Source organism: Paenarthrobacter sp. NEAU-H11, from assembly GCF_050573415.1.
Classification (GTDB): Bacteria; Actinomycetota; Actinomycetes; order Actinomycetales; family Micrococcaceae; genus Arthrobacter.
Genome location: NZ_JBNZGA010000010.1, coordinates 38,699 through 58,370, shown reverse-complemented (window position 1 = coordinate 58,370; position 19,672 = coordinate 38,699). Strand labels below are relative to the sequence as shown.

Annotated in this window: 25 protein-coding genes and 1 tRNA gene; 19 read left to right on the top strand and 7 right to left on the bottom strand. The window is 65.6% G+C overall.

The features are described 5' to 3' along the window. Positions 1–197: 197 nt before the first annotated feature. From ACQ3DC_RS13710 to ACQ3DC_RS13700, 3 genes are all read right to left on the bottom strand, one after another. Positions 198–1,211: an inorganic phosphate transporter gene (locus tag ACQ3DC_RS13710; protein ID WP_430752489.1), complete on the bottom strand. Its 1,014-nt coding sequence runs from the start codon at positions 1,209–1,211 to the stop codon at positions 198–200. Between the two features lies 1 nt (position 1,212). Beyond that, positions 1,213–1,830 (bottom strand): DUF47 domain-containing protein, encoded by a 618-nt coding sequence (locus ACQ3DC_RS13705; protein ID WP_321215097.1) that lies wholly within the window; start codon positions 1,828–1,830, stop codon positions 1,213–1,215. Positions 1,831–2,147: 317 nt separating this feature from the next. Then, positions 2,148–2,807: a hypothetical protein gene (locus ACQ3DC_RS13700; RefSeq protein ID WP_157239667.1), complete on the bottom strand. Its 660-nt coding sequence runs from the start codon at positions 2,805–2,807 to the stop codon at positions 2,148–2,150. A gap of 188 nt (positions 2,808–2,995) precedes the next feature. On the opposite strand from ACQ3DC_RS13700, the gene ACQ3DC_RS13695 reads away from it, so the two are divergent. From ACQ3DC_RS13695 to ACQ3DC_RS13685, 3 genes are all read left to right on the top strand, one after another. Then, positions 2,996–3,068, top strand: a tRNA-Lys gene (locus tag ACQ3DC_RS13695). Positions 3,069–3,232: 164 nt separating this feature from the next. Next, the gene (locus ACQ3DC_RS13690; RefSeq protein ID WP_430752488.1) at positions 3,233–3,433 is read left to right on the top strand and encodes a hypothetical protein; all 201 of its coding nucleotides are present in this window, start codon (positions 3,233–3,235) and stop codon (positions 3,431–3,433) included. Positions 3,434–3,524: 91 nt separating this feature from the next. Beyond that, entirely contained in the window at positions 3,525–4,127 is a 603-nt protein-coding gene (locus ACQ3DC_RS13685) for a hypothetical protein (protein ID WP_430752487.1), read from the top strand. A 10-nt stretch (positions 4,128–4,137) separates the two neighbouring features. On the opposite strand, the gene ACQ3DC_RS13680 is transcribed toward ACQ3DC_RS13685, so the two are convergent. After that, the gene (locus ACQ3DC_RS13680; protein WP_430752486.1) at positions 4,138–4,431 is read right to left on the bottom strand and encodes a tyrosine-type recombinase/integrase; all 294 of its coding nucleotides are present in this window, start codon (positions 4,429–4,431) and stop codon (positions 4,138–4,140) included. A gap of 24 nt (positions 4,432–4,455) precedes the next feature. On the opposite strand from ACQ3DC_RS13680, the gene ACQ3DC_RS13675 reads away from it, so the two are divergent. Beyond that, positions 4,456–5,058, top strand: a complete 603-nt coding sequence (locus ACQ3DC_RS13675) for a hypothetical protein (RefSeq protein ID WP_430752485.1) — start codon at positions 4,456–4,458, stop codon at positions 5,056–5,058. A 209-nt stretch (positions 5,059–5,267) separates the two neighbouring features. Here ACQ3DC_RS13675 and ACQ3DC_RS13670 read toward each other — a convergent pair whose 3' ends face one another. Next, positions 5,268–5,546, bottom strand: coding sequence for a hypothetical protein (locus tag ACQ3DC_RS13670; protein WP_430752484.1), 279 nt, complete (start codon positions 5,544–5,546; stop codon positions 5,268–5,270). Positions 5,547–5,926: 380 nt separating this feature from the next. Between ACQ3DC_RS13670 and ACQ3DC_RS13665 the strand changes: the two genes are divergently transcribed. Together ACQ3DC_RS13665 and ACQ3DC_RS13660 are read left to right on the top strand one after the other, a co-directional pair. Then, a complete protein-coding gene (locus tag ACQ3DC_RS13665) occupies positions 5,927–6,142 on the top strand; it encodes a helix-turn-helix domain-containing protein (RefSeq protein WP_430752483.1) in 216 nt (71 codons plus the stop codon). An 81-nt stretch (positions 6,143–6,223) separates the two neighbouring features. Beyond that, positions 6,224–6,448 (top strand): hypothetical protein, encoded by a 225-nt coding sequence (locus ACQ3DC_RS13660; protein WP_430752482.1) that lies wholly within the window; start codon positions 6,224–6,226, stop codon positions 6,446–6,448. A gap of 290 nt (positions 6,449–6,738) precedes the next feature. Here ACQ3DC_RS13660 and ACQ3DC_RS13655 read toward each other — a convergent pair whose 3' ends face one another. Next, positions 6,739–7,146: a DUF302 domain-containing protein gene (locus ACQ3DC_RS13655; RefSeq protein ID WP_321215098.1), complete on the bottom strand. Its 408-nt coding sequence runs from the start codon at positions 7,144–7,146 to the stop codon at positions 6,739–6,741. A gap of 153 nt (positions 7,147–7,299) precedes the next feature. On the opposite strand from ACQ3DC_RS13655, the gene ACQ3DC_RS13650 reads away from it, so the two are divergent. The 5 genes from ACQ3DC_RS13650 (at position 7,300) to ACQ3DC_RS13630 (ending at position 11,473) form a co-directional block, all read left to right on the top strand. Next, positions 7,300–8,328: a LacI family DNA-binding transcriptional regulator gene (locus tag ACQ3DC_RS13650; protein ID WP_421092887.1), complete on the top strand. Its 1,029-nt coding sequence runs from the start codon at positions 7,300–7,302 to the stop codon at positions 8,326–8,328. A gap of 97 nt (positions 8,329–8,425) precedes the next feature. Then, a complete protein-coding gene (locus ACQ3DC_RS13645; RefSeq protein ID WP_430752481.1) occupies positions 8,426–9,259 on the top strand; it encodes a DUF4397 domain-containing protein in 834 nt (277 codons plus the stop codon). A 99-nt stretch (positions 9,260–9,358) separates the two neighbouring features. Continuing rightward, positions 9,359–10,114 (top strand): class F sortase, encoded by a 756-nt coding sequence (locus ACQ3DC_RS13640; RefSeq protein ID WP_430752480.1) that lies wholly within the window; start codon positions 9,359–9,361, stop codon positions 10,112–10,114. A gap of 50 nt (positions 10,115–10,164) precedes the next feature. Beyond that, positions 10,165–10,743, top strand: a complete 579-nt coding sequence (locus tag ACQ3DC_RS13635) for an RNA polymerase sigma factor (protein WP_321215102.1) — start codon at positions 10,165–10,167, stop codon at positions 10,741–10,743. Continuing rightward, entirely contained in the window at positions 10,730–11,473 is a 744-nt protein-coding gene (locus tag ACQ3DC_RS13630; protein WP_321215103.1) for an anti-sigma factor, read from the top strand. The genes ACQ3DC_RS13635 and ACQ3DC_RS13630 overlap by 14 nt, the downstream gene beginning before the upstream one ends. A 19-nt stretch (positions 11,474–11,492) precedes the next feature. Here the strand turns inward: ACQ3DC_RS13630 and ACQ3DC_RS13625 are convergent, their stop codons facing one another. Then, on the bottom strand, positions 11,493–12,440 hold the full coding sequence (locus tag ACQ3DC_RS13625; protein ID WP_430752479.1) for an ANTAR domain-containing protein: 948 nt from the start codon (positions 12,438–12,440) through the stop codon (positions 11,493–11,495). Between the two features lie 233 nt (positions 12,441–12,673). Between ACQ3DC_RS13625 and ACQ3DC_RS13620 the strand changes: the two genes are divergently transcribed. The 8 genes from ACQ3DC_RS13620 to ureE all read left to right on the top strand — a co-directional run bounded on the left by ACQ3DC_RS13620 (position 12,674) and on the right by ureE (position 19,614). Beyond that, on the top strand, positions 12,674–14,200 hold the full coding sequence (locus tag ACQ3DC_RS13620) for an alpha-N-arabinofuranosidase (protein ID WP_430752478.1): 1,527 nt from the start codon (positions 12,674–12,676) through the stop codon (positions 14,198–14,200). 76 nt (positions 14,201–14,276) lie between these two features. Beyond that, positions 14,277–14,861: an HhH-GPD-type base excision DNA repair protein gene (locus ACQ3DC_RS13615; RefSeq protein WP_430752477.1), complete on the top strand. Its 585-nt coding sequence runs from the start codon at positions 14,277–14,279 to the stop codon at positions 14,859–14,861. 123 nt (positions 14,862–14,984) lie between these two features. Continuing rightward, complete coding sequence (locus ACQ3DC_RS13610) at positions 14,985–15,989, top strand: LacI family DNA-binding transcriptional regulator (RefSeq protein ID WP_430752535.1); 1,005 nt, start codon at positions 14,985–14,987, stop codon at positions 15,987–15,989. A gap of 53 nt (positions 15,990–16,042) precedes the next feature. After that, the gene (locus ACQ3DC_RS13605) at positions 16,043–16,594 is read left to right on the top strand and encodes a cysteine hydrolase family protein (RefSeq protein ID WP_430752476.1); all 552 of its coding nucleotides are present in this window, start codon (positions 16,043–16,045) and stop codon (positions 16,592–16,594) included. 123 nt (positions 16,595–16,717) lie between these two features. Continuing rightward, positions 16,718–17,020, top strand: a complete 303-nt coding sequence (locus tag ACQ3DC_RS13600; protein WP_157239652.1) for an urease subunit gamma — start codon at positions 16,718–16,720, stop codon at positions 17,018–17,020. Positions 17,021–17,031: 11 nt separating this feature from the next. Further along, positions 17,032–17,370, top strand: coding sequence for an urease subunit beta (locus ACQ3DC_RS13595; protein WP_157239650.1), 339 nt, complete (start codon positions 17,032–17,034; stop codon positions 17,368–17,370). After that, entirely contained in the window at positions 17,367–19,109 is a 1,743-nt protein-coding gene (gene ureC / locus ACQ3DC_RS13590) for an urease subunit alpha (protein ID WP_430752475.1), read from the top strand. The genes ACQ3DC_RS13595 and ureC overlap by 4 nt, the downstream gene beginning before the upstream one ends. Positions 19,110–19,134: 25 nt before the next feature. After that, positions 19,135–19,614 (top strand): urease accessory protein UreE, encoded by a 480-nt coding sequence (ureE, locus tag ACQ3DC_RS13585; RefSeq protein WP_430752474.1) that lies wholly within the window; start codon positions 19,135–19,137, stop codon positions 19,612–19,614. The last annotated feature ends 58 nt before the right edge of the window (positions 19,615–19,672 follow it).

Sequence of the window (19,672 nt, the reverse complement as noted above, 5' to 3'; positions counted from 1 at the left end):
CTGCTCTTTTCCGCGAGGTGCATCCATGCCGCCGATATGCTGCAGCAGCCCAGTCCGCGGCCCTGCACCCGGCGGCGGATGTCCGGCCCGGGAAAGCGAAAGTACGGGATTCCAGAACCTACTTTCGAATCTACGTCACCGTGATCAGCCTGTATAGGGCAATGAAGCCCCCGCATGAAGGCATGGCACTGCCAGGTTCAACCAGCCACCGGGGTGAGCGCCAAAGCCAGCACGAATGCCAGTGCGGCCGTGGCGGCGGGGGTGAGGACCCAGAGACCCACGATCCGGATCACCAGCTTCCGGTTGGTCACGGAAAAGTGCTGGTTCTCTCCCGCCCCGAGGACTGCCGAAGTCACCGTGTGCGTGGTGGACAACGGCCAATGGAGCGCAATGGAACCCACAAAAAGCATCACGGCGCTGAGAGTCTGGGCAACGGACCCGCGCAGCGGATCCACCCGGGTGATCTTGTACCCGATCGTGTGCGAGATCCGCCAGCCGCCGAACATGGTCCCGGCGGCAATCATCACCGCTGTCAGCAACATCACCCACAGGGGCAACGAGCCGCCGTCGGAATACCCTGCGGCCAACAGCGCCAGCAGCAGCACGGCGCTGACGCGCTGCCCGTCCTGTATGCCGTGCCCAAAAGCCACGGCCCCGGCCGCCACTGCCTGGCTTCGGCGGAAGCGGTGGTTGACCACATTGGGCTGGGTGTAGCGGGCCGCCCAGGTGGCCGGATACACCAGCATGAAGGCGCCGCTGTAGGCGACGAGCGGGGACAGCACCAGTGGAAGCACAACCTGGAAGAGCAGGGACTGATCCACCCCTCCGACGCCGGTGCCGCCCACCGCCAGGCTGGCCAGGCCGGCGCCGGCAAGGCCGCCCACCAAGGCGTGGGTGGATGAGGCGGGAATGCCCCGCCACCACAGCAAGATCCCCCATGCGCACGCGCTTGCCAGGCCGGCCACCAGGATGCTGAGGCCCTGCGGACCCGGAGGAAGGCTGATCCAGGCCCGGCTGATGGCCACAGCCAGCCCGGCGCTCAGCAGGGCGCCAATGAAGTTGAAGAAGGCCGCCAGCAGGACCGCGACGCTGGGGGTGAGGGCCCTGGTGCGGACGGCAAGCGCCACGGAGGTGGAGGCATCGCGGAAGCCGTTGAGGAAGGCGAACGCCGCGCACAGCAGGACCACCAAGCCGAAAATGACCGGCGTCACCTCAGGATTCCTTGACGATGAGGCTGCCCACCTGGGTGGCGATCCGCCGCATGTCCTTGGTGACTTCCACCAGCTGGTTGGCGATGTCCCGGTTGCGGGAATACTGCGCCCATTTCATGTCCGCGATCATGTCCGCCACCCATACGCGGTGGGTGCGTTCGGCGCGCTTGGTGAGGCGGAGGATTTCGATCCAGTAGTCCTCGAGGTCATCGAGGTTATTGAGCCGGCGCATTGCATCCACGGTCAGTTCGGCCTGCCGGCTGATGATCTCCAGCTGGTCGGCGGCCCGCTTGGGCAGCCGCTCCAGCTTGTACAGGGCCACCAGCTCTGCCGCCGCGTCCATCTTCTCCATCGCCTCGTTGAGGTAGCGGGAGAGCGCGTACATGTCCTCGCGGGGCAGCGGGTTCACGAAACTGGAGCGCATATGCGTCAGGAGGGCGAAGTGCAGCTCCGCGGACTTCGCCTCGTGGTTGTGCATGTCCTCCACCAGCTTGCCGTGTTCAGCAGCAGGGACGCCAAGAATTTCGGCCAGGGTGGCGGCAGCCAGCACAATCTGCTGGGCCAACTGCGAAAGGAGGTCCAGCCCGGCGGGCTCCTGGGGGAAAAGGCGCAGCTTCACGTGTTTACCGGTCTCCGGGGAAAAGTACGGGCGGGGTGTTGCTGCCGTGTGACTTGACTCCGGCGCGCAACTGAGCCAACTCTACCGGCCCGTAACTTGGTGCTTGGAAACAGGTCCGGAATGTCTGGGAAGACGGGCAGGAAAAGTGGCAGAAAAATGGTGCCGAACCGGATACGCCTCTCGGCGGTAGGCCGCTCTAGGCGGCTAATTGTTGAAGCCCGGGGGTTTCGCGGCTCGGCACCGATTTCAGTTTTCTACTTTGGCTGGCGCAAGTCAATCTTGACAGATTGGGCAAGGGCGGGGCAGGCAGGGCGGTCTCAGTCGAGTTCGCCCAGCCGCCACGCGTTCGCGGCATGTTCCAGGTCCTCAGCGGTCTTCACCAGCTGGTGCGAGTTTCGGGTGAGCTTGCTGGCGTGCGCTTCGTTGCCGTGCTCGGCGCCGTCGGCGATGGTTGCCTGGCCGAGTGCCACAACCCGGCAAAAGGCTGCGGAACGTTCCAGCGCGACGTCGAACTCGCCGTCGAACGCGCCGGAGAGGATGGCATCCGCCATGGCCCGCATCTCATCGGCGCCCGGAGGCTCGGCCGCTCCGGCCACCACGTTGGACACCTGGGCAGTGTCTTTTCCGGCCCGGAAATACACCGAGATGCGCTCCGGGTCCTGGACCGTCGCAGCACGCAGGGCGTAGAGGCGCCACAACGCGCCGGGAAGCGAACGCGCGGGACTTTCGGCCCACATTTCCGCGATGGCTTCCAGCCCCTGCTCGTCGGCGAGCTTCACCAGGCGCTCAGTGACCACGGGATCGTCACTGTCGCGGCCGTGGCGGACCAAGGCCTGGGCCGCGAGGTGGGCCGCCTCCGAGACCCGCGCGGGATCCGCGCCCCCGGCAAAGGGCTCGAAGTCGATGGGAGCGAAGGGCTTGGGCTTATGGTGCCGGTTCGCGCCGCCGTAAGGACTGGATCCTGCTTGCTCACTCATGCCCCCACGCTACTCCTGTGCCAAGGCGGAAATCGAGCATCCGTGCTCCCCGGCCGTCGCGTGATTCCGGGCCGACAGCGGTTTGGCAGCGTCGTGCGAACGCGCCGGAACCATGGGTTAGAGTATTAACGTCCAGAAATGGACTAGGCCGTAGTGGCCAGCGCCGACGGCGCTGAACCATTCGGCGGGGGCCTTTAGCTCAGTTGGTAGAGCATCGGACTTTTAATCCGTGGGTCGTGGGTTCGAGCCCCACAGGGCCCACCCGCGGCGCAGGTCAGAGGCATTTAGACTCTGGCCTGCTTCTGTTTTAAGTACCCGACCCAACGGAAACCCAACGTTTTCATCTCGGCCCCTATTGCGCGGTGGCCGTTAATTGTCTGAGCCGTCTGGTCTACTATCAGTGAAAGGCAAAGGAGGCGATACTCATGGCACCAACGATTGCTGTAACCAGGGAAGCCCTGGAAGCCCAACGCGAACGGATCCTGGCCAAGCTGGGAGTGACCATTGAAGAGTTTGCGGAAACCGTAGCAACCAACACGTTGAGCGGCGAGGAGTGGGAAGCGCGGGACCGACTGGAGGAGATCTACTTCCTCTTGGACGAGGCCCCCGCTTGGCCGCATGACTAATAGTTCCCTAGCAGAGCGCTCTGCGGCCTTTGCAACCTCTATACAAAGCACACTGGACGGCTCCCTTCCCGGGAGCCGTCTCGTTGTGTCTGTGCAATCTCCCGCCGGCAATAAATTCGTCGTCAAGCTGCAGGGTGAAAAAATGCCCCTCTTGGTCGATTCCAAAGTTGTGGGGTATCTCGGTTTCTCGATGGACCAGCAATTGGATCGTTCGGGTCAGTTCCTCAAGACCACGGGTTCCAAGATCACTGTTTGGTCGAAAATAGACAAGACTCCACTGGTCCGGCTGGAGTACGACGCGGCCATGCGGTCGGCACCCATAGCGCACTGGCAGGTTCACGCGGAGCGAGGAGCCATGAGCTTCCTTCTGGGGCGCGCCCATCTGCGGGACTCGTCAAGGGTGGCCAAGCCCCACGATTTCAGTTCCTTGCACTTTCCATTGGGCGGTGAGCGCTTCCGGCCATGCATGGAGGACGTTATTCAGTTCCTCGTGCATGACTGCGGTGTAGATGCCCTGCCTGGTTGGCAGGAAGTTATAGAAGCCGGAAGGGAGTCGTGGCGGCGAATGCAACTGAAGTCCGCCGTACGTGACGCTCCCGAAGACGCCGCTTGGGTTCTGAGAGACCTCGGCTATACCGTCGAGCCTCCTGACGGGCCGGCAATTGATCGAGGCCAGCCTCTCCGCAAGTGGTAATGGTAATGCCCTACTGAATTGTGCCGTCGAGCACATCGGCAACCTCGGGATGGACCACCTTCCGGCCCATGTACTTGTCCTGCGTCATGGAAATCTGGGCATGCCCCAACTGGTCCGCGCCGATGCGGGCAGAGAGCCCCTGATCATCGATGAGCGTGGCCAAGGTCTTCCGGAAGGTGTGAGAGGTGACCCAGTCCAGCTTGAGCTTGGTACGCACGCGCCGCCACTGCTTACTCACGGCGGACGGATCCCGCAGCATGCCCGTCGATCCCGGGAACACCGCGTCATAGATGATGGCACCCACCCCAACGCAATTGGTGCTCAGAACATGGGCAAGGTCATCGCGGACGCACTGCGCCCGCTCTTCCCCGCTGTGGATGTGTTCTCGTCCAACAACCTGGACCCGCTCAACTACATGCGGAACGCCCGCAACGTCTACACGGATGGCACCGTGGCCAACGGCATCACCGGCACGCCCGGCCGTCAGTGGGGCTTCTCTGCCGGTACTGGCACGGTAAACGCCGCAGTGTCCAAGGTGGCACGCACGGATGGCCTGCCCGGCGAATGGACGCGCCTCACCATTGGCGCGACCAACACGGCCAACATCATTGCCTCTGGCGGGGTCCTGTGGGATCTGACCGGAGCAGCCGGCCGGAAACCCGGTGACGTGATCACTGCCGCCATCGAGGTCCGCACTACGGGCCTTGTGGGCGTCTCGCAGTTCAACGGCGGCGCCTACCACCCCAACAGCCAGCACCTGGCATTGCAAGGCACCTGGCAGCAGGGCTCCGGCCCGGTCAAGGACGGCACCTACACGCTGATGGTGGAAGGCGCGACCATCCAAGCCGCAGCCACCTACCTCCAATCCGTCACGGCCACCGGAGGCACCGTGGACATCGGCCGCGCCGCCGTCTTCAAAACCCCCGCATAGGGGCTAGTTTCGACCGGTTAAGTTCCCCAACAAGAAGTGTCTTCGCTGCACAAAATCTGCACGGATGCATGCTGAGCCTGCGAAAATGAAGGTTGCCGTTGCTGGTACTAGCCAGTAATTTGGTCGAGGCGGTTTCCCATCCCCCCGATTGGGAGGGCGTCACAGAGAGGCTCCGCGGCGACCCCAAGGCCACGGGGCCTCTTCCCTGTCTAGGAGGAGTGGAGTCTTCCCGGGGTTGACTGCGCCTTCTTCGTGACGATGCCCCAACCGTTGACAGTGTTCCCGTCGTCGTCGCGGGAACTCGTGTTCTGCGGGTTCAAGGCGGAGAGCTCCTGAGAGATGGAAAGCAAGGCTGCCACCTCAGCAACCTTTAGTCTCTGGTCCACAGTCAGGTGGTCGACGTCGGTAATGCTTCCAGAGCTTTGGCCCTTGGCTGCGCCTATGGCCTGCGCCAGTGCGTCCCAGGCGGTCGAATAGTCGTGGCTCATTGCTTTCCCCAATCGTTGTGCTGCGAGCGGACGAGTGCCGCTGGTCTGCTTGAACGTAGCATCACGGGATGACACCGGAGTGTAGGCTAGCGGCGCGATCCGGGCTGTCTGGATGGCTGCTGATCGGCTTCAGCCCGGACAGCCCGCGTTATGTGGATGACGGGATGCTGTACCCCGGTGCGCAGCGCTCCCAGGTCTTGCCTCGGCTGCTCAAGGATCAGCGGTGGGTGGCTGCCCTGGTTGTCCTAGGCGCCTCGCTGCAGCTCTTAGGAGCCGTCCTGGCGATTATTGGACAATCCTCCTAGGGCGTTGTCTGGAGACGCGGGCCAAAGCTAGGGAATGCCTGATTGAACCTGTCCTCTGCCGTAAGTTCTGGGATTATGACGAGCAACAACGTGGCCAGAACGGGTGACGGCACCGTAAAGCAGGTAGCGGAGTATTTGAGCCTCCACCCGGAGACGGTTCGAATCATGACCAGATCGGGGGACTTCCCGAATGCCTACAAGGCCGGCCGGGCCCGCCGAAACTCGCCACTTCGGATCCCGTGGTCGGACGTAGACAGATACCGTGCGCTGCAGCCGAGAGCGGATCAGTAACGGAGCGCCATCCTTCCCCGCGTGCTGTAGGTTGGCCAACATCACCAGCATCAGGCTGGCTCTAGGGGGAGGATCAAAGCAATGGCCGGAATATCAGGGTTCGATGAGTTCAGCAAAGGCCTCAGCGACTTTGTGGACAATGTCAGCAAGCTTGACGGGCTGACCGTCAGCATTGATCGCTCTGACACGGTTGCCATGGTGGAGGACAAAATCCGGTTGGAGGCTCGCCGCCGTGGCGTCACCGGTCTGTCCGCTGCCGAGGTCCGCAGCATGGCTATCGACATGCACAGTGAGGCTCGGCGCTAGGTTTCCCAACCCAACGTTTACCCAACGAAAACGACAAGACGCGATGATCTCTAACGAATCACCAAAAGAGTGATGACCCCGAAAAGTCCCCTAGATTCCGCACCCGACAAGGCAGCACGATCCACAACGCGACAGGCCGCCGCCTAATCCGTGGGTCGTGGGTTCGAGCCCCACAGGGCCCACTCTTTTAGCGAAGAGTGGAAACCCCCGGTTCCTTGCACCTGCAGGGAACCGGGGGTTTTTCGTTGAGTTCATGCCGGATAAGAGCATCAGCGCCCGGGGCTGGCGGATCAGTCGCTCAAGGCGTCAAGGACTTTGCGCAGCCGGGCACCGGCGTCGTCGGCAACCTCTTTGACGGCCGGCGCAGCGCTAAGCCGGGCCATGGTCTGGGGGTCGATGGCCTCGACAGTGGTGGCTCCCGCGTCTTTGCTCCGGCGTACGACGACATTACAGGGCAGGAGCGCGCCCATTTCCGGCTCTGCAGCAAGCGCCCGGCTGGCCAACGCAGGGTTGCAGGCGCCAAGGATGACGTAGTCGCCGACGGCCTCAGCGGCTTCGGTGCCAAGCTTGGCTTCGAAGGTGGACCGGACGTCGATTTCCGTGAGTACTCCGAAGCCCTGCGCTGACAGGGCATCCCGGGTGCGGTCCAGGGCTTCGGCCCATGGAAGAGCGATGGTGGTGCTGAGCGTGTACGTCATGATTCTTCTTGGGTGGGCTTGACAGTGAATGTGATCGGGCGAGGGAAAAGAAGGACTTCTCCATAGATCGGGTCCTCCGTCCAGCTTATACCCCCTGGGGTGTTTTTCTCCGAGCGGAAGCCGCAATCCTCTGCACGCAGGCAGAATAGGCACATGGCAAAAAGTAGCAAGGGGCGGATGCCGCGCCTTGAAGATGTGGCGGACAGGGCCGGGGTTTCCCACCAGACAGTCTCCCGGGTGATCAACAACCACCCCAATGTCAGCGAATCGACGCGCGCGAAGGTGGAGGCCGCCATCGCCGAGCTGGGGTACCGCCGGAATACCGCCGCCCGCAGCCTGGTCACCCGGCGCTCGCAGACCATCGGCGTCCTGGCCAGCGAGCTGTCCCAATACGGTCCGGCCAACACACTCCTGGGGGTTGAACAGGCCGCCCGGAACGCCGGCTATTTTGTCAGCATCGCAGCCCTCCGCGAGGTAGGCAGGGATGCCATTTCCGACGCCGTCAACCACTTCATGGACCAGGCCGTTGACGGAATTGCGGTGCTGGTGCCGCACGCCGACACCCTGCTGGCCCTGGAAGAAATGCGCCTGCCCGTGCCTGTGGTGGCGGTGGGGTCCCTTGGCAGCAGCAGTGTCAGCGGGGCCATGGTGGACCAGCGCCGCGGCGCCGAGCTCGCCGTAGAGCACCTGATCAGCCAGGGCCACCGCCGGATCGGCCATATCGCCGGACCGCAGGACTGGACGGACGGTTCAGAACGCGCCGAAGGCTGGCGCGAGGCACTCAGGGCTGCCGATCTGGCCGACGACCTCCTGGTGCAGGGCGATTGGAGTGCCGGCAGCGGGTATGAGGCAGGCCGGAAGCTCGCGGCCGACCGGACCGCGACGGCTCTCTTCGTGGGCAACGACCAGATGGCCCTGGGCGTGCTGCGCGCCTTCGCGGAAGCGGGGGTCCGGGTGCCCGACGACGTCTCCGTGGTGGGGTTCGACGACCAGCCGGAATCGGGGTACTTCACCCCGCCGCTCACCACGGTGCGGCAGGACTTCGAGGAGCTGGGCCGGCGCTGCATGGACATCATGCTCAAGGAGATCGAGGCCGGCGCCGACGTCAGCTCCACTGTGGTCACGCCGGAACTGGTCCTCCGGGCGAGCACGGCACCGCCCGCGCAACCGGAAAAATCCTGAACAAATTTCCATGCAAGTGCATCCAACCTTGATGCTGCGCCGGTAGTAGGGGTGTAAGCAAAAACGCCCGTGCAGCGGGCCGATCAAGGAGAAGGACATGCGCAACAGGATTTTTACAGCAGGCGCCGGTGTGGCGGCAATCGCGGCGGCCATCGCTCTCGCCGGCCCGGCCCACGCTGCGGAGGGGGACGCGCAGCTGTCCGTCCTCCACGGCGTACCGGGCTTGACCGTGGATGTCTGGGTCAACGGAGACCGGACCCTGGACGACTTCACTCCCGGCAGCCTTGCCGGCCCGCTGGCACTGCCGCCAGGGGCCTACGAACTCGCCATCACCGCCTCCGATGCCGCGGACGCGTCCGCGGCCGTCATCGGCCCGGTCAGTGTCACCCTGGCCGCCAACGGCAACTACACCGCCGTCGCCAACCTCGACGCAGCAGGCAACCCCACCGCCAACCTCTTCACCAACAACGTTTCCCGGATCGAGGCCGGCAAAGGCAAACTGACCGTCCGGCACACCGCCGCAGCTCCCGCCGTGGACGTCCTCGCCGGCGGTGCCGCCGTAGTTACCAACCTCGCCAACCCGAACGAACAGACCCTCACGCTTGACCCCGGCACCGTTTCGGCCGCAGTCGCCGCCACCGGAACCACCGCCCCTGTCATCGGCCCGGCCGACGTCACGATCGCTGAAGGTACGCACACCATCGTGTACGCCTGGGGCAGCCTGGCGGACAAGAACCTCCAGTTGGCCGTCCAGACCATCGAGGGCCTGCACTCAGCTCCCGCCTCGGTGCCTGGAGCCCGTGACGGTTCCGGCGATGTTGCCTCGACTGGCCCGGCAGCACTCGCGGTCGGTTTCGGCGCGGCAGCGCTGGCCCTGCTCCTCGGCGGCCTGGGCGTAGCCCGCACCGTGGCCGCCCGCCGGGCGGAGTAGACCCCGCTGACGGCCGCCCGGTGAAAGCCGGGCGGCCGTCCCCTTGTCCCATCAGATGCAGGTTCCCGCCCAGGCGCGGACGCAAGAAAGGCCGGACAGATGGACCCGATACAACAAGCCGGCAAGGCAGGCGCCGGCCCGGCCAATGCCGGACAGGTTAAGGCAATCACGACGACGGCAGGGGAGTGCCGCCGTCGTCCTTCCGCTTTTTCTGTCGCCGGACTCCTGTTCGCGGCCGCACTGCTGCTTCCCGGCTGCGCGGCGCAACCGGCCCAGCAGGCTCCAGCCTCCCCGCCGGCAGCCAGCCAGGCTGGCGCGACGAGTCCAGCCCAGCGGGAAAGCTCCGCCGCCGGGACTGCGCCGGTTCCGGAGATTCCGGTGCGGCCCGCCACTCCGGAATCAACGGCCGCGGAGCCTTCCCCGGTTTCGCTCACGGTGGCCGGGACTTCCATCGACATGCCCGTAGTTCCGGTGGGAGTTGCGGAGGGCGGGGCCATGGAAATCCCGGACGCCTTCGACCGGGCGGGCTGGTACCGGTTCGGCCCGGCCCCGGGAGCAGCGGCCGGTACTGCCGTCATTGCCGGGCACATCGATACGAAATCGGACACCGCACCGTTCTCGCAGCTGAAAACGGTGGCGGCAGGAACCCTGGTGCAGGTGGGGCGGCAGGGTGCCCCTGTCCTGAACTACCGGGTGGTCGGGGTGGAACTGATGGCCAAGGACAGGTTCGACGGAAGCTCCGTGTTCCGGCGCTCGGGCCCGCATGAACTCAAGGTTGTCACCTGCGGCGGCGAATGGCTGGACGAACGAATGGACTACAGCGACAATGTGATTGTCACCGCGGTCCTTGAGTGAGCGGTGATGCTGCCTTGAACCTCGCCACCGATGCCGCGAAGGAGCCACGTTTGGTACCTCCCGACCAGGCTTCGCGGGGTTGGGAAGATGAGCTCACACCCTCCTTCCTGGCCGGAGACGAACGCGCCCTGGCGGCCGCCTACCGTGAATTCGCGCCGCTGGTGCACACCCTTGCATTGCGTTCGCTGCCGGACCGCTCGGCGGCGGACGATGTTACCCAGGAGGTCTTCATCCGCGTGTGGCGCTCCCGGAGCACCTTCAATCCGCAGGTTGCGAGGCTTCCGGCGTGGATTGTGGGCATCACCCGGAATGTCATCTCGGACACCCTGTCCGCATCGGCCCGGGAAACGCGGAAAGCCCTCGCAGTGGCGGGAGCCGGCCTGGCCGACGAAGCCGGGAACGGCCTTGAAGACGCGGAACTCCTGGCGGACAGGATCCTCCTGGACGGGGAACTGGACAGGCTTGGCGAACCCCAGGGGTCCATCATGAAGCTTGCCTTCTACGATGACCTGACCCATGAGCAGATCTCGCGGAAACTCGGCCTGCCCCTTGGTACCGTCAAAAGCCACATCCGCCGCAGCCTGTCGCACCTGAGAAACAGATTGGAGGTAAACCATGCCGCATCTTGATCCGGAAGAGTTGAGCCTCCTTGCCCTGTACGACGACTGGGACGACGGCGGCAGGGAGCACCTGCGGGTCTGCCCGGAGTGCGCGGCAGACTTTGCTGCGCTTCGCCGGGCGGTGGAGGCGGTAAAGACCACGCCGGATGCCGGCAGCCTCGAGCGCCCCGGCCCCCACGTGTGGGCCGGGATCCATCGGGAACTGGGCCTGTCCGGGTCTGTGCAGGAAGATCCGTTGGCCAGCGCCGGGCACAAGGCCGCGGCGGAGCCTGTTTCCCTGCAGGACAGGGCCGGAACCCGCCCGGCCCGGCGCGCAGCCTGGTGGCAGCGCCCGGGAACCTGGATGGCTGCTGCCGCGGCGGCCGTGCTTGTCACCGCAGGTGCTGTGTGGTCGCTCAACCAGGCGCCCCGGCCGCTTGCGGAGGCGGACCTGGCACCACTTGCCCAGTTCTCCGCCGCCGGTTCGGCAAAGGTGGTGGAGGCGGCGGACGGCTCCCGTGCCTTGGAGGTACAGCTCAGCAAGGACGAGGCGAAGGGCTACCAGGAAGTCTGGCTGATCGCCCCCGACCTTTCACGGCTGGTGAGCCTGGGCGTGATGAATTCCGAATCGGGGACCTTCCAACTGCCCGCCGGCCTGGAGCTCTCGGAGTACCCCATTGTTGACGTCTCTGACGAGCCCGTGGACGGCAATCCGGCCCATTCAAGCGTCAGCATCGCCAGGGGCACGCTCAAAACCTGAGCCGCCCCTGCCGCTCCGGCTAGTGGCCGAAGTGGGCGCGGGGCGGACCCTCGGGAAGCCGCTCGAGGATGTCCTCCGCCACCTGGCGCAGCTTGATGTTCCGGTGGCTGGACGCCTTGGCGAGGATGGCAAACGCCTCGTGGTAGGAGCACCGGTTCTGCGCCATGATCACTCCACAGGCGACATTGATTGATGTCCGGCTGTCCAGCGCCGAGCGCAGGTCGGTGGCCATGGACCTGGCGGAGTGGAGGCTGATGGCCACTCCCAGGCTGGGCGCGGCAAGTCCGGCGAAGGTGCGGGCTTCGGCGATGACCTGCAGCGGGAAAGCCTTGGCGTCCTGGGTGAAGAATGCCAGGGCCGCACCTATGTCCCCATCAGCGGTTCCGTCCGCAGCCCCACTGTCCGCATAGCCGGGTGCCATCCGGAGCCGTACCCCCATCGCGCTGCCGAACCCGGCCAGCTGCAGCTGGGTGGAATACCGCGGCCACCGGAAGTCCCCGTTCCGCTGGAGCACCGCCACGGGATGGCCGCCTGACAGGATGTCGTTGACCGGGCCTTCCTTGGCTTCCTGCTCCCACTCCAAAACACGTACCACGTCGTCCGACGTGCCGGTGGCGGCTGGATTCCTCTTGGGCTGGCGCACCACCACCCCGCACTCGATCCGGATCCCCGTGGCCCGCACCACTGACCGGACGGCCGCGGCCGCCAGCAGGTCGAGGGATTCAATCAGGCTGTGGGTGCCGGTCACCAGGTCAAGCACCAGCCCATCCGGGGTGCCGGACTCCGCCGGCCTTCCAGGGACGGGCCGCGCCGGCGCCTGCCGCCGGTCCAGGCCCTGCCGGGAACGAAGAGGGCCGGCGACGGCTGGGGGAGAGGCCTTGGTCTCAAAGGCCTCCTCGTCGCCGGCCCCGCTTAATACCCGCGTCCGATGGACCGGGAAGCCTGCGCTTGCCTGCTGTGCGTGCATTGCCGTCTCACACCCCCTAGTGAGCCAAGTACTACAGGCCGGAACACGTCTTGTCTCTGAGAAGAAAGTAGTTCCGCCGCAGGTCCCGGCGAACGCGTAAGAGGTACCCGACTTTGAGATTAGGTACTACTTGGATTTCCGCCTCCACCACCAGCCTGTGCTTGACTCCAGCCGCCGCAGCACGAACAATGCTTTCTATAACGTTGTAAAAGGACGAAGACGAGGACGTTTTAGTGACCGCCACAGAATCAGCCGCAGCCAAAATCACCATGGATCCCTCCTTCGTGGTGGGTCCGGTCCGCCGGCGTACTTTCGGTGCCTTTGTTGAGCACCTCGGCCGTTGTGTGTACACCGGCATTTTCGAGCCGGACCACCCCAACGCCGACGGCGACGGGTTCCGCCGGGACGTGCTGGAGCTGACCCGGGAACTGGGGGTGTCCACGGTCCGCTATCCCGGCGGCAACTTCGTCTCCGGGTACCGCTGGGAGGACGGCGTGGGTCCGGCGGACCAGCGGCCTGTCCGGCTGGACCTGGCCTGGCACTCCACCGACCCCAACCTCGTAGGGGTGGACGAGTTCGCCAAGTGGTCCGCCAAGGCCGGCGTCGAGCCCATGATGGCCGTGAACCTGGGCACCCGCGGCACTCAGGAGGCGCTTGACCTGCTCGAGTACTGCAACATCGACGGCGGCACCACCTTCTCGGACCAGCGAAGGGCCAACGGCGCGGAGGACGGCTACGGCATCAGGATGTGGTGCCTCGGCAATGAAATGGACGGCCCCTGGCAGATCGGGCACAAGAACGCGCTGGAGTACGGGCGGCTGGCAGCGGACACCGCCCGCGGCATGCGCATGATCGAACCGGACCTGGAACTTGTGGCATGCGGCAGCTCCGGACCCACCATGCCCACCTTCGGGGAGTGGGAACGCGTGGTCCTGTCCGAAACCTACGAGCTGGTGGACCTCATCTCGGCCCACCAATACTTTGAAGACTTCGGGGACCTGCAGGAACACCTCTCCGCCGGGCACCGGATGGAGGCGTTTATCCATGACATCGTCAGCCACATCGACCACGTGAAGTCCGTGAAGAAGTCCGCCAGGCAGGTCAACATCTCCTTCGATGAGTGGAACGTCTGGCACATGAGCCGCGACGAGTCCCGCGTCCCCACGGGCAAGGACTGGCCTGTTGCCCCCGTCCTGCTCGAGGACACCTACACGGTGGCGGACGCCGTCGTCGTTGGCGATCTACTGGTCACCCTGCTCAGGAACACGGACCGCGTCCACTCGGCCAGCCTGGCCCAGCTGGTCAACGTGATCGCCCCGATCATGACCGAACCGGGCGGCCGCGCCTGGAAGCAGACCACCTTCCACCCGTTCGCACTCACCTCCCGCCACGCTTCCGGAACCGTGCTGCAGCTCGCCGTCGAATCCCCGCGGATCAGCGGGGGAAAGACGGCCGGCTTTGCCGCGGTGTCCGCCGTCGCAACCTATGACGCCGAAAAAGGCGAAGCGGTTGTCTTTGCCGTCAACCGCTCGGCCACTGACGTGATTGCTTTGGATGCCGCGGTCTCCGGCCTCGGCAGCGTGCAGGTGGTGGAGGCGCTTACCTACGCGAACAAGGATCCGTACTGGCAGGCAACCGCCGACGACTCGACGTCGGTCCTGCCGGCCGAAAACGTCACGGTGAAGGCCGACGGCGGCCGCCTCACCGCCGAGCTCCCGGCCGTGTCCTGGTCCATGATCCGGCTGGCGGTGGGGCGCTAGCCTCCCGCCAGACTCCGGCCGGGCCGGGACGGGCCGGGGCGGGCCGGCATGACGGCGGCGGCCCGCGGGTGGGAGGATGGACCGCATGGAATTGCACATCACAGGGGATCCCGCCGCGGACAAGTTGCTGAGCGAGGACGCCTTCGCCCTGCTGACCGGCATGCTGCTGGACCAGCAGGTGACCATGGAGTCCGCGTTCGCGGGGCCGGAGAAGATCAGGACCAGGATCGGGTCAATGAAACCCGAAGCCATCGCCGCGCAGGAGCCGCAGGCATTCGTGGAGATGTTCAAGGAACGGCCCGCCGTGCACCGCTTCCCCGGCTCAATGGCCGCTCGCGTGCAGGCGCTCGCCGAAACGGTGCAGGACGAGTGGGACGGGGACGCCACCGCCATTTGGACCAGGGGCAATCCGGACGGCGCGGAGGTGCTTCGCCGGCTGAAGGCGCTGCCCGGCTTCGGGGAGCAGAAAGCCAAAATCTTCCTGGCACTGCTCGGCAAGCAGTGCGGGCTGCAGGCGCAGGGCTGGCGGGAAGCTGCCGGGCACTACGGCGAGGAGGGCTCGTACCTCTCCGTGGCCGACATCGTGGATTCGGAGTCCCTCACCAAGGTGCGGGCCAGCAAGCAGGCCGCGAAGGCGGCTGCCAAGGCAGCAAAGGGCTGACCGGCCGCTCCCTCGCGGCTTTCGGCGGCAGCGTTGGCCCGCTGCAGCGCTGGTTGCGGCACCCACGCCATCTTCTGCAACGATGTATGGCAGGAGTTGGCGGAACCACACGAAGGAGCCATGATGGCGGTCACCATGAACGACGTTGCGAGGGCGGCCGGAGTGTCGCTCAAGACCGTTTCCAACGTGCTCAATGACTACGAGTTCATCCGGCCTGCCACCAGGCAGCGGGTCCTGGACGCCATCGGGGAGCTGGGCTATGAGGCCAACCTGACCGCCCGCAGCCTCCGGTCCGGGAAGACCAGGATGCTGGGGCTGGTCCTCTCCGACCTTTCCGCGCCCTACTATGCCGAACTGGCGTCAAGGTTGATGAAAGCGGCGTCCCGGCGCGGGTACCGGGTCCTGGTGGAACAGTCCGACGCCGCGGGCGAGGCGGAACTTAATGCCCTGCAGGGCCCGTTCCGCCAGCTCACCGACGGGCTGCTGTTCACTCCCTTGATGGTTGACGCGGACAGCATCGCCGCCCGCCTCGGCAAGAAGCCCCTGGTCCTGCTGGGTGAACACATCCTGGATCCCCGGTTCGACCTGGTCACCATGAAGAACGGGGAAGCGGCTGCAGCCCTGACCGCCCACCTGCTGGCCGGCGGCCGCCGTCGGATTGCCGTGGTTGGTGCCCGCCCCGGGGAGTCCGCGGGCAGCGCCGGGCTGCGGCTCAACGGCTACCGCAAGGCGCTGGACGATGCAGGGATCCCGTTTGATCCGGCACTGATCGCGCCCTGCGAGTGGCGGCGGGACGGCGGAGCGGCGGCCGTGGCCGGGCTCCTGGACAGCGGCGTGAAGTTCGACGCTGTCTTCGGCCTGAACGATGTCCTCGCCTTGGGAGCCATGCACGAGCTGCTGATCCGTGGCGTGCGGGTTCCGCAGGAGGTGGCCGTGGCGGGCTTCGACGACATCGACGAGGCCCGGTTCGCCGCACCCTCGCTGACCACCGTCTCGCCCGGCATGGAGGAAATTGCGGAACGCTCCATCGGCCTGCTCATCGACAGGATCGAGGGGCTGGCCACGGAGGAACAGGGTGTGCACATCGAGGCCGGCTTCCAGTTGAAAGTCCGCGACTCGGCACCGTAGGGGTTGTACCTTGCCGAGGTTTCGCCGGCAAGCCACGGGGTACGTTTCAGGACATGATCGCACTTCTTGTCATCGACATGCAGAACGCCTACTTCGAGGCGCCCGAACTTGCCGCGCAGCAGGAACAGTTGGTGGCCTCCTGCAACCGGCTGCTGGAGGCCTTCAAGGCGAGCGGCCACAAGGCCCTGATGGTGGGGACGGAGCACGAGCTGGACAAGTCAACCTGGACGCTGAACATGCTCGACGACGACCAGGGCTTCGTTTTCCGCGGTACCGGGCAGGCCCAGGCAGTGCCGGGGCTCGCCCTCGACGGACTGCCCCAGCTGAACAAAACCCGGGACAGCGCCTTCGTGGGCACCAACCTCCTGTCCCGGCTGCGCAACTGGGGCGCGGACGAGGTGGTCCTCGCCGGAGTCTCCACCCACAACTGCATAGCCCAGACCGGCGCCGACGCCTTCGCCCACAACATCCGGGTTACCTATGCCAAGGACGCGATGGCCTCCGAGGACAGCCGGGACGCCGCGGACATGCTGCGGATCCTCTCCGCCAGCTACCGCCAGCCCGTCCAGTCCACCGAGGAGATCCTGGCCCGGCTCACCACGTGAGCCTCCCGCCGCCGGTGTCTTGCCTGGACTGGAGAGCCGCCCATAACAAAGCCGAAACGTAGCCGAAACGTCCGCCGCCTACTGTTGGTCCCACGCCGTCCGCTGGCTGCCGAAGGGACCCTCATGCATTTGATGCCACGTGAGCAGGAAAAGCTTCTGATCGTGGTGGCCGCCGACCTTGCGCGCCGCCGCCAGGCCCGCGGACTCAAACTCAATTACCCGGAAGCCGTGGCCATCATCAGCTACGAACTGATCGAGGGCGCCCGGGACGGCCGTACCGTCGCGGACCTCATGAGCTACGGGACCACCCTCCTCCGCCGCGAGGACGTCATGGAGGGCGTGCCCGAAATGATCCACGACGTGCAGGTCGAGGCCACCTTCCCCGACGGCACCAAGCTCGTCACCGTCCACGATCCCATCCGCTGAAGGGGCAGGCCATGATCCCAGGAGAATACGTCCTCCGCCCGGAGCCCGTGACGGCAAACGCCGGGCGGACGGCGATCGAGGTCGCCGTGACCAACACCGGCGACAGGCCCGTCCAGGTGGGCTCGCACTTCCACTTTGCCGAAGCCAATGCTGCCTTGTCCTTCGACCGGGAGGCCGCCTACGGCCGGCGCCTGGACATTCCCGCAGGCACCGCAGCGCGCTTTGAACCGGGGGACTCCCGGAGCGTGCGGCTGATCGAACTGGCCGGGCGCCGCGAGGTGTTCGGGCTCAGCAACGCTGTCAACGGAAAGCTCGACGGCGGCACCCGCCCGGAAGGGGACGTCCAGTGAGCTTCGAGATCCCACGCCGGCAGTACGCGGACCTGTACGGGCCTACCGCCGGGGACAAGATCCGCCTGGCGGACACCGAGCTGTTCCTCGAGATCGAACAAGACCTTACCGTCTACGGCGAAGAGGTGGTGTTCGGCGGCGGCAAGGTGATCCGCGACGGCATGGGCCAGAACGGCCAGGCGGTCCGCGATGAGGACATCCCGGACACCGTGATCACCAACGCCGTGATCCTGGACTACACCGGCATCTACAAGGCTGATGTCGCCCTCAAGGACGGCCACATCTTCAAGATCGGCAAGGCCGGCAACCCGCAGATTACCGACGGCGTCACCATCACCATCGGCGCCAGCACCGAAATCATCGCCGGCGAACGCAAGATCCTCACCGCCGGCGGCGTTGACACCCACATCCACTTCATCTCCCCGGACCAGGTCCCTACGGCGCTGGCCAGCGGCGTGACCACCATGATCGGAGGGGGCACCGGTCCGGCCGAAGGCACCAAGGCCACCACCGTGACGCCCGGGAAGTGGCACATCCAGCGGATGCTGCAGGCGGCCGAGGGGTTCCCCATGAACATCGGCCTGTTCGGCAAGGGCCACGCGTCCGCCGTCGAACCCCTGGCCGAGCAGATCCGCGCCGGTGCCATCGGACTCAAGGTCCATGAGGACTGGGGGTCCACCACCTCCTCCATCGACACCTCCCTGACAGTGGCGGACGAGTACGACGTCCAGGTGGCCATCCACACCGACACGTTGAATGAGTGCGGATTCGTGGAGGACACCATCCGCGCCATCGACGGCCGCGTTATCCACACCTTCCATACCGAGGGAGCCGGCGGCGGCCACGCCCCGGACATCATCAAGATCGCCGGGATGCCCAACGTCCTGCCGGCCTCCACGAATCCCACGCTTCCCTACACGCGCAACACCATCGAAGAGCACCTGGACATGCTGATGGTCTGCCACCACCTCAACCCGGACATCCCCGAGGATGTGGCCTTCGCCGATTCCCGGATCCGTGCCGAAACCATTGCCGCCGAGGACGTCCTCCAGGACCTGGGCATCTTCTCCATCACCTCCTCCGACTCCCAGGCGATGGGGCGCGTTGGCGAGGTGATCACCCGCACGTGGCAGGTGGCGGACAAGATGAAGAGGCAGCGCGGTGTCCTGGAAGACCCCCGCGGGGACGGCGCCGCCGGCACCCACGGCAGCGCGGGCAGCGACAACTTCCGGCTCAAGCGCTACGTTGCCAAGTACACGGTCAATCCCGCCATCGCCCAAGGGATTGCTGACTCCGTGGGCTCGGTGGAGGTGGGCAAGTTCGCCGACCTGGTGCTGTGGGACCCGGCCTTCTTCGGCGTCAAGCCCGAGCTTGTCCTCAAGGGCGGCCAGATCGCCTACGCGCTGATGGGGGACGCCAACGCCTCCATCCCCACGCCGCAGCCGCGCACCATGCGGCCCATGTTCGGGGCGTTCGGGAAGACGGTGCAGCAGTGCTCCATCACCTTCCTGTCCAAGGCAGCCATCGACGCCGGTGTCCCCGGGGAACTCGGGCTGGAGAAGGTCATCCGGCCTGTCTCCGGCATCCGGTCGCTCACCAAAGCCGACCTGAAATACAACGACGCCACCCCGGACATCCAGGTTGACCCGGAAACCTACCAGGTGACGGTCGACGGCGAAGACGTCACCTGCGAGCCGTCCGACGTGCTGCCCATGGCCCAGCGCTACTTCCTCTTCTGATTTCATCCAAGCCCACGGAGACCCAGTGATCATCGACAAAGTCCTCGGCAACCTGCACGAACTGCCGGACCCGCACGCCTACGCGGGCGTGCACCAGGAAAAAGTGGTCCTCCCAAGCGCCCAGCTGGTCAAACGCATCCAGCGAGCGACGACGGACCACGGCAAGGAGATCGGCATCCGGCTGCCGTCCGGCTCCGGGGACCTGCGCGACGGCGACATCCTGCACGTCGAAGGGTCCAACATGATCGTGGTGTCCGTCCTGCCCACCGACGTCCTGGTCATCGCCCCGCGGACCATCCATGAAATGGGCGTCGTGGCCCACTCCCTGGGCAACAGGCACCTGCAGGCACAGTTCTTTGATGCTGCCTCGGAGTACGGGGCCGACGTCATGGTGTGCGCCTACGACCACACCGTCGAGGACTACCTCCGCCACAATGCCGTGCCCTACTCCCGCCAGGAACGCGTCATGCCTGTGCCTTTCCGCCATGCTGAACACTCGCACTAGTTCCAGCGTCACCTTGGGTACGGCGGCGGGGTGCGCCTTGGGGGCTTCGTTGGGAGAT